This window comes from Herbiconiux sp. VKM Ac-1786 (assembly GCF_015350805.1).
GTDB lineage: Bacteria > Actinomycetota > Actinomycetes > Actinomycetales > Microbacteriaceae > Herbiconiux.
Window position 1 is genome coordinate 1 of record NZ_JADKSG010000004.1, and the last position, 5,357, is coordinate 5,357.

Annotated in this window: 3 rRNA genes; all 3 read left to right on the plus strand. The window is 54.4% G+C overall.

The annotated features are described in order from the left end of the window. Positions 1-5: 5 nt before the first annotated feature. Positions 6-1,532, plus strand: a 16S ribosomal RNA gene (locus ITJ64_RS18700). A gap of 426 nt (positions 1,533-1,958) precedes the next feature. After that, positions 1,959-5,078, plus strand: a 23S ribosomal RNA gene (locus tag ITJ64_RS18705). 150 nt (positions 5,079-5,228) lie between these two features. Beyond that, a 5S ribosomal RNA gene (rrf, locus tag ITJ64_RS18710) occupies positions 5,229-5,345 on the plus strand. Together the 16S, 23S and 5S rRNA genes form the textbook arrangement of a ribosomal RNA operon. Positions 5,346-5,357: the final 12 nt, after the last annotated feature.

A 5,357-nucleotide genomic window follows, 5' to 3' on the forward strand; every position in this document is an offset into this window, starting at 1 on the left:
AAACATTTACGGAGAGTTTGATCCTGGCTCAGGACGAACGCTGGCGGCGTGCTTAACACATGCAAGTCGAACGGTGAAGGGGGAGCTTGCTCTTCTGGATCAGTGGCGAACGGGTGAGTAACACGTGAGTAACCTGCCCTTGACTCTGGGATAAGCGTTGGAAACGACGTCTAATACCGGATACGAGCTGAGACCGCATGGTCATCAGTTGGAAAGATTTTTTGGTCAAGGATGGACTCGCGGCCTATCAGCTTGTTGGTGAGGTAATGGCTCACCAAGGCGACGACGGGTAGCCGGCCTGAGAGGGTGACCGGCCACACTGGGACTGAGACACGGCCCAGACTCCTACGGGAGGCAGCAGTGGGGAATATTGCACAATGGGCGCAAGCCTGATGCAGCAACGCCGCGTGAGGGATGACGGCCTTCGGGTTGTAAACCTCTTTTAGTAGGGAAGAAGCGAAAGTGACGGTACCTGCAGAAAAAGCACCGGCTAACTACGTGCCAGCAGCCGCGGTAATACGTAGGGTGCAAGCGTTGTCCGGAATTATTGGGCGTAAAGAGCTCGTAGGCGGTTTGTCGCGTCTGCTGTGAAAACTGGAGGCTCAACCTCCAGCCTGCAGTGGGTACGGGCAGACTAGAGTGCGGTAGGGGAGATTGGAATTCCTGGTGTAGCGGTGGAATGCGCAGATATCAGGAGGAACACCGATGGCGAAGGCAGATCTCTGGGCCGTAACTGACGCTGAGGAGCGAAAGCGTGGGGAGCGAACAGGATTAGATACCCTGGTAGTCCACGCCGTAAACGTTGGGAACTAGATGTGGGGGCCATTCCACGGTCTCCGTGTCGCAGCTAACGCATTAAGTTCCCCGCCTGGGGAGTACGGCCGCAAGGCTAAAACTCAAAGGAATTGACGGGGGCCCGCACAAGCGGCGGAGCATGCGGATTAATTCGATGCAACGCGAAGAACCTTACCAAGGCTTGACATATACGAGAACGGGCCAGAAATGGTCAACTCTTTGGACACTCGTAAACAGGTGGTGCATGGTTGTCGTCAGCTCGTGTCGTGAGATGTTGGGTTAAGTCCCGCAACGAGCGCAACCCTCGTTCTATGTTGCCAGCACGTCATGGTGGGAACTCATAGGAGACTGCCGGGGTCAACTCGGAGGAAGGTGGGGATGACGTCAAATCATCATGCCCCTTATGTCTTGGGCTTCACGCATGCTACAATGGCCGGTACAAAGGGCTGCAATACCGTAAGGTGGAGCGAATCCCAAAAAGCCGGTCTCAGTTCGGATTGAGGTCTGCAACTCGACCTCATGAAGTCGGAGTCGCTAGTAATCGTGAATCAGCAACGTCACGGTGAATACGTTCCCGGGCCTTGTACACACCGCCCGTCAAGTCATGAAAGTCGGTAACACCCAACGCCAGTGGCCTAACCCCTTGTGGGAGGGAGCTGTCTAAGGTGGGATCGGTGATTAGGACTAAGTCGTAACAAGGTAGCCGTACCGGAAGGTGCGGCTGGATCACCTCCTTTCTAAGGAGCAACTGGCACCTAATGGTGTCCAGCAGCCAGATTCGAGGCACACGTTCTCGACTGGTGGCTCATGGGTGGAACATTGACATTGATGCAGCAGGAATCGTGCCGGCGCTAGTACAACCCTTTCGGGGGTTAGGAACGGGTTGGTTCGAGGGTGGTTGCATATGCACGCTGTTGGGTCCTGAGGGACCGGGTCACACACTCTTCGGGGTGGGTGAACGTGAACCTCTGGACCTTTCCTGGTTTCGCCTTTTGGTGGGATGCGGGGAGGGTACCGCCCGTACTTTGAGAACTACACAGTGGACGCGAGCATCTTAGATTCAGGACTTTGTCCTGGATCACAAAGATCAACAGAACACCCTTCGGGGTGTTCGTAGATCATTGGTCAATTTCTTTATAAGAGATCGATTCAAACTCATGTGATTTCAAGTTTCTAAGAGCAAACGGTGGATGCCTTGGCATCTGGAGCCGAAGAAGGACGTATAAATCTGCGATAAGCCTCGGGGAGCTGATAATAGAGCCCTGATCCGAGGATTTCCGAATGGGGAAACCCCGCCGGGCCCTTTGGGTGACCCGGTGACTCCCGCCTGAATATATAGGGCGGGTAGAGGGAACGTGGGGAAGTGAAACATCTCAGTACCCACAGGAAGAGAAAACAACAGTGATTCCGTGAGTAGTGGCGAGCGAAACCGGATGAGGCTAAACCGATCATGTGTGATAGCCGGCAGGCGTTGCATGGTCGGGGTTGTGGGACTTTTCTGCTGTTACTGCCGTACAGCGAGCGTTACAAAGCAATATAGGCGAATGGTTTTGAAAGGCCAGTCATAGAGGGTGCCAACCCCGTAGCCGAAATGTTGCGATGGCGCGAAGAGTATCCCAAGTAGCACGGGGCCCGAGAAATCCCGTGTGAATCTGTCAGGACCACCTGATAAGCCTAAATACTCCCAGATGACCGATAGCGGACAAGTACCGTGAGGGAAAGGTGAAAAGTACCCCGGGAGGGGAGTGAAATAGTACCTGAAACCGTTTGCTTACAAACCGTTGGAGCACCCTTGTTGGTGTGACAGCGTGCCTTTTGAAGAATGAGCCTGCGAGTTAGTGATATGTGGCGAGGTTAACCCGTGAGGGGAAGCCGTAGCGAAAGCGAGTCTTAATAGGGCGAGTCAGTCGCATGTTCTAGACCCGAAGCGAAGTGATCTATCCATGGCCAGGTTGAAGCGACGGTAAGACGTCGTGGAGGACCGAACCCACTTCAGTTGAAAATGGAGGGGATGAGCTGTGGATAGGGGTGAAAGGCCAATCAAACTTCGTGATAGCTGGTTCTCTCCGAAATGCATTTAGGTGCAGCGTTGCGTGTTTCTTGCCGGAGGTAGAGCTACTGGATAGCCGATGGGCCCCAAAAGGTTACTGACGTTAGCCAAACTCCGAATGCCGGTAAGTGAGAGCGCAGCAGTGAGACGGTGGGGGATAAGCTTCATCGTCGAGAGGGAAACAACCCAGACCACCGAATAAGGTCCCAAAGCGCGTGCTAAGTGGGAAAGGATGTGGAGTTGCACAGACAACCAGGAGGTTGGCTTAGAAGCAGCCACCCTTGAAAGAGTGCGTAATAGCTCACTGGTCAAGTGATTCCGCGCCGACAATGTAACGGGGCTCAAGCACGCCACCGAATTCGTGGCATTCATATTAGTGGCAGGCCTTCGTGGTCCAGCCGTGTGGATGGGTAGGAGAGCGTCGTGTGGCGAGTGAAGCGGCGGTGTAAACCAGCCGTGGACGCCACACGAGTGAGAATGCAGGCATGAGTAGCGAAAGACGGGTGAGAAACCCGTCCTCCGAAAGACCAAGGGTTCCAGGGCCAGGTTAATCCGCCCTGGGTAAGTCGGGACCTAAGGCGAGGCCGACAGGCGTAGTCGATGGACAACGGGTTGATATTCCCGTACTGGCGAAAAACCGCCCACGCCAATCCAGTAGTGCTAAGAGTCCTAAGCCGGCTAGATGGATCCCTTCGGGGTGAAGCGTGCCGGTCTAACGCTCGAACCCGTCTGGTGCGGTTAGCGTATTAACAGGTGTGACGCAGGAAGGTAGCTGAGCCGGGCGATGGTTGTCCCGGTCTAAGAATGTAGGCCGAGAGATAGGCAAATCCGTCTCTCATATAAGGCTGAGACTCGATGGGTAGTCCTCACGGACGAAATCAGTGATCCTATGCTGCCAAGAAAAGCATCGACGCGAGGTTTTAGCCACCCGTACCCCAAACCGACTCAGGTGGTCAGGTAGAGAATACCAAGGAGATCGAGAGAATCGTGGTTAAGGAACTCGGCAAAATGCCCCCGTAACTTCGGGAGAAGGGGGGCCTGAGGCGTGAAGGGATTTACTCCTGGAGCGTTTGAAGGCCGCAGAGACCAGTGGGAAGCGACTGTTTACTAAAAACACAGGTCCGTGCCAAGTCGCAAGACGATGTATACGGACTGACGCCTGCCCGGTGCTGGAAGGTTAAGAGGAACGGTTAGCCGCAAGGCGAAGCTGAGAATTTAAGCCCCAGTAAACGGCGGTGGTAACTATAACCATCCTAAGGTAGCGAAATTCCTTGTCGGGTAAGTTCCGACCTGCACGAATGGCGTAACGACTTCCCAGCTGTCTCAACCGCGAACTCGGCGAAATTGCACTACGAGTAAAGATGCTCGTTACGCGCAGCAGGACGGAAAGACCCCGTGACCTTTACTACAGCTTGGTATTGGTGTTCGGTGTGGCTTGTGTAGGATAGGTGGGAGACGGTGAAGCTCGGACGCTAGTTCGGGTGGAGTCATTGTTGAAATACCACTCTGGTCACTCTGGATATCTAACTTCGAACCGTGATCCGGTTCAGGGACAGTGCCTGGTGGGTAGTTTAACTGGGGCGGTTGCCTCCTAAAGAGTAACGGAGGCGCCCAAAGGTTCCCTCAATCTGGTTGGCAATCAGATGGCGAGTGTAAGTGCACAAGGGAGCTTGACTGTGAGACTGACAAGTCGAGCAGGGACGAAAGTCGGGACTAGTGATCCGGCAGTGGCTTGTGGAAGCGCTGTCGCTCAACGGATAAAAGGTACCTCGGGGATAACAGGCTGATCTTGCCCAAGAGTCCATATCGACGGCATGGTTTGGCACCTCGATGTCGGCTCGTCGCATCCTGGGGCTGGAGTAGGTCCCAAGGGTTGGGCTGTTCGCCCATTAAAGCGGTACGCGAGCTGGGTTTAGAACGTCGTGAGACAGTTCGGTCCCTATCCGCTGCGCGCGCAGGAAATTTGAAAGGATCTGACCCTAGTACGAGAGGACCGGGTTGGACGAACCTCTGGTGTGTCAGTTGTTCCGCCAGGAGCACCGCTGATTAGCTACGTTCGGGATGGATAACCGCTGAAAGCATCTAAGCGGGAAGCCGGCCTTGAGATGAGATTTCCATACCCCTCGGGGTGAGAGGCTCCCAGCTAGACGACTGGGTTGATAGGCAGGATGTGGAAGCGAGGACTAAAGACTCGTGGAGCTGACCTGTACTAATAAGCCGATAACTTGATAATCACTACACCCATACATGTTGTAAGGCTGGTATGGGTGGCCAAGATTGCTTGCGTCCACTATGTGGTTCTCGATGTACGGTCGAGAACCCGAACACACAACACGTTTCGTGTTGGATTGTTCGAGACTTCTAAGACATATGTCTCTAGAGTTTCGGCGGCCATAGCGAGAGGGAAACGCCCGGTCACATTCCGAACCCGGAAGCTAAGACTCTCAGCGCCGATGGTACTGCAAGGGGGACCTTGTGGGAGAGTAGGACACCGCCGGACATACTTTGAGAA